Source organism: Pseudomonas sp. NPDC088885, from assembly GCF_044750025.1.
Taxonomy (GTDB): Bacteria; Pseudomonadota; Gammaproteobacteria; order Pseudomonadales; family Pseudomonadaceae; genus Aquipseudomonas; species Aquipseudomonas rustica.
Genome location: NZ_JBIVJB010000187.1, coordinates 1 through 3,821 on the forward strand (window position 1 = coordinate 1; position 3,821 = coordinate 3,821).

Sequence of the window (3,821 nt, forward strand, 5' to 3'; positions counted from 1 at the left end):
CGACCGTGGCGGTCTTTGATGCGCAGCAGCTCAGGGCCGTATTCTTCCCAGCGCCCCGATTCCTGCCACAGCTCGGCCGGTTGGGTGCTCGGCATCAACACTTCCAGAGAGCCGGCAGCGTTCATTTCTTCACGAACGATGGCTTCAACCTTGCGCATCACTCGCAAGCCCATCGGCAGCCAGGTGTACAGGCCCGAGGCGAGTTTGCGGATCATGCCGGCGCGCAGCATCAGCTGGTGGCTGATCACGACCGCGTCGGAAGGCGTTTCTTTCTGTGTGGCGAGCAAAAATTGACTGGTGCGCATGGTTGGCCGTTGTCGGTTGCTATGACTGGAAATGACGGAGCAGTGTACCGGCGACTTTTGCTGACGTACAGGCGTGTGGCCGGTGGAGAGGTTCAACGGCGGGATTCCTCTCGCCATTGACGAAATGTCTTACGACTCTTCCGCGACGGGCGTCGGGACGGGCTCGGGCGTGGGTGTCGGGCCTTCGCGGCGACTTTCCTGGAACCAGTGCAGGGCGATCAGCACCAGCGTCGGCACACCGAGCAACGCGGTGATCAGGAAGAAGTTGTGGTAACCGAACTTCTCCACCATTACCCCGGAATAGCCGCCGATCAGGCGCGGCAGCAGGAGCATGATCGAGCTGAGCAGGGCGTATTGCGTCGCGGAGAACTTCAAGTTGGTCAGGCTCGACAGGTAGGCGACAAACGCCGACGTGGCCAGGCCCGAACTGAAGTTGTCGAGGGAGATGGTCACCACCAGCATCTTCAGGTTCGGGCCCATATCGGCGAGCATCAGGAACAGCAGGTTGGTGCCTGCCGAGGCGGCGCCGCCGATCAGCAGAATCGGCAAAATGCCGAAACGCACGATCAGCAGGCCACCCATGCCGGCGCCGACGAGGGTCATGATCAGGCCGAAAATCTTGCTGACACTGGCGATCTGATCCTTGGTGAAGCCCTGATCGATGTAGAACACGTTGGCCATTACGCCCATCACCGTGTCGGACATCCGGTAGGTCGCGATCAAACCGAGCAGCAGCAGTGCCTGCCAGCGATAACGCAGGATGAAGTCGTTGACCGGCGTCAGCACCGGCGCCAGGCCACGGCGACCCATGGTCGACAGGCACAGACCGGTCAGCAGGGTATAGAGGATGGCGCGCAGGAAGGCACGGTCTTCGAGCAGCAGATCGAGCGGGCTCATGCTGCCGAACAGCACGCTGGCGAAATCGGTGTTGTACAGCTGGGTGAACATCGCCGGCACGGACACGAGCAAGACGATCAGCACGAACACCGACATTAATTGATGCATGAACGTATAGCGCCCGGCCTGCAATTGCGTACGCAACGGCACCGGCGGTTCGCGCATGAACAGCGTAGTGAGCAGGGCAGGGATCATCAGCGCGCCGAACAACACATAAGTGCCGGTCCACGCCGAGTGCTTGTAGTTGAAACCGGTAGAGCCGAAGCCTTCGGCAAAAAACAATGCGCCGGCGGTGGCGAGCAGGGCGGCGACGCGGTAGCCGGACATGTAGCTGGCGGCGAGTGCGGCCTGACGGTTGTCGTCGGCGATTTCCAGTCGATAGGCGTCGACCGCAATGTCTTGGGTAGCGGAAGCGAAAGCGACGACCACGGCAATCGCGATCAACCAGGACAGGTGCTTCTGCGGATCACAGAAACCCATGCCGATCAGGCCAAGGATCACCAGGACTTGTGAGAGCACCAGCCAGGAGCGGCGTCGGCCAAGCTTGCCGAGCAACGGCAGGCGCCATTGGTCGAGCAGCGGTGACCAGACCCATTTGAACGCATAGGCCAGGCCGATGAGGCTTGCGTAGCCAATCGTTTCACGGGCTACGCCCGCTTCACGTAGCCAGACGGAAAGCGTTGAAAACACCAGCATGTACGGCAGGCCGGCGGCGAAACCGAGCAACAACAGCACGAGCGTCGAAGGACTGGCATAAGCAGCTAGCGCGGCGCGCCAGGTTTTACGGGGCATGGGCTGAAGTCTGCCTCAAGATTGCGAAAACAAAGCGCGCACTCTAACCGCTGTGCTCTACCGGACGCCAGCCATGGCGCTGAATATCCACACGATTATTCTGGACGGTGATGCCTTCCACGCGTAAACGCGCCCGTTGTTCGTCGCCCGACGGGCTGCCCACCGGCAAACTGATACGACCGCCGGCGCCCAATACACGGTGCCAGGGCAGTTTGGTGTCACCAGGCAACTGACTCAATACGCGGCCGACCCAGCGGGCGGCGCGCCCCAACCCGGCCAGTTCGGCTAACTGACCATAGCTGACGACTTTGCCTTCGGGCACTTGGGCGAGTGTCGAGTAGAGCGCCGTGCGTCGGATTTGCGCTTCGCTGTCCCCTTCGGGGTTCGGGTCTGTCACGTACGGAGTTCCTGAACTTGATCGTATCGAGGCCCTAAGCGTAATCCCTCGTCGTGCAGTTGAGAAATGAACTCAATAGAAATAGTCCGGTCAGTCCTTGTCAGGGTCTTATTCCTACGGATAATGCCCACCTTTTTTCGCAAACTTGAGCCCTCGATTCGCTTATGTTGTCCAGAACCTTGCTGTGCCTTGCTGTTTTCAGTGCGTCCACGCCCCTGCTTGCCGACACCGTCTGGTTGAAGAACGGTGACAAGTTGAGCGGCACCATTTCCCTGTTCGACGGCGGCAAACTGTTGATTCAGACCAAGTACGCCGGAGCAGTCACGATCGACTGGAAAGAGGTCAAGACCCTTGAGAGCGATCAGCACCTGTTGGTCAAACAGGATGCCTACACCGGCGAAGTCTCCAAGTCGCTGACCGCAGCGGAAGACGGCAAGGTCACCCTGGCCAACGGCGAGGCGCCAAAAACTGTCGAGCTGGCGAGCATTCAGCAGATTCTCAAGCCGAAACCGGTGGTCGAGGATCTGGTGTGGAAGGGCAATGTCGACCTGGCAATGGATTATCAGCGCGCGGAAAAAGACACCGACGATTACGACATCGATTTCAAAACCACCGCGCGCCACGGTCGCTGGCGTCACACCGCCGAGGGCGAGTACAACCGCGAAGTGCAGGACGACGAAGTCACCACCAACAACTGGCGCGCCGAATACTCCCTCGACCGCTTCCTGACCGATAAGTGGTTCTGGCAGGGGCGTTTGAATTACAAGCGCGACCATGTTGAAGACCTGTCGCGCCAGCGTGTGGTCGGTACCGGTCCGGGTTACCAGTTCTGGGATGACGAGTTGGGTGCGTTCTCGCTCGGTTCGCTGCTCAACCGTACCGATTACGAATACAGCGATGGCGGCAAGGACAACTTCTATTCGGTCGCGATGAAGTGGGATTACAACCGTTACCTGATCGGCAAGAAGGTCGAGTTCTTCACTAACGGCGAGTTTGGCAAGCCGTTGTCGGGTGTCGCGGATTACGCGCTGGATGCCGAGATGGGGCTGCGCTACAAGGTTACTGAATGGGCGTCTCTGAATTTGAAAGCTGAGCGCGACATTATCAGTGGTACCGATGATGCTGATTTGAGCAAGACCCGTTACACGGCCGGGTTTGGCGTGGCCTGGTAAGGCTTAAAGCAAAAGATCGCAGCCTTCGGCAGCTCCTACACGGATTGTGTGGAGCTGCCGAAGGCTGCGATCTTTTTTTGCGCCTGAAAAACAGACGCCCACAAAAAAACCCCGCTTTTAAGGGCGGGGCTCTTTTCTAAAGAAGCTACAAGTTAGATAACTTGTACTTCCTCAGCTTGCATGCCTTTCTGACCGCGGGTAGCGATGAAAGAAACCTGTTGGCCTTCTTTCAGGCTTTTGAAGCCGTCGGATTGGATA

The 3,821-nt window shown here is 58.8% G+C and carries 4 protein-coding genes and 1 pseudogene; 1 reads left to right on the plus strand and 4 read right to left on the minus strand.

The features are described from left to right. The 3 genes and pseudogenes from ACIP1X_RS28100 to ACIP1X_RS28110 all read right to left on the minus strand — a co-directional run. Positions 1 to 305: pseudogene (locus ACIP1X_RS28100) on the minus strand (proline--tRNA ligase); the annotation flags it as partial. 129 nt (positions 306 to 434) lie between these two features. Then, a complete protein-coding gene (locus tag ACIP1X_RS28105) occupies positions 435 to 1,994 on the minus strand; it encodes an AmpG family muropeptide MFS transporter (RefSeq protein ID WP_053117762.1) in 1,560 nt (519 codons plus the stop codon). Positions 1,995 to 2,037: 43 nt separating this feature from the next. After that, positions 2,038 to 2,391, minus strand: coding sequence for an MGMT family protein (locus tag ACIP1X_RS28110; protein WP_053117764.1), 354 nt, complete (start codon positions 2,389 to 2,391; stop codon positions 2,038 to 2,040). Between the two features lie 164 nt (positions 2,392 to 2,555). Between ACIP1X_RS28110 and ACIP1X_RS28115 the strand changes: the two genes are divergently transcribed. Next, entirely contained in the window at positions 2,556 to 3,563 is a 1,008-nt protein-coding gene (locus tag ACIP1X_RS28115) for a DUF481 domain-containing protein (RefSeq protein ID WP_400649145.1), read from the plus strand. 152 nt (positions 3,564 to 3,715) lie between these two features. Here the strand turns inward: ACIP1X_RS28115 and ACIP1X_RS28120 are convergent. Beyond that, on the minus strand, positions 3,716 to 3,821 hold a 106-nt coding region (locus ACIP1X_RS28120), incomplete at its 5' end, for a cold-shock protein (protein ID WP_400755900.1).

Excerpts from the sequence above, each read along its gene's own strand:
- ACIP1X_RS28105 (WP_053117762.1), bottom strand. The coding sequence starts at position 1,994 with ATGCCCCGTAAAACCTGGCGCGCCGCGCTAGCTGCTTATGCCAGTCCT.
- ACIP1X_RS28115 (WP_400649145.1), top strand. The coding sequence starts at position 2,556 with ATGTTGTCCAGAACCTTGCTGTGCCTTGCTGTTTTCAGTGCGTCCACG.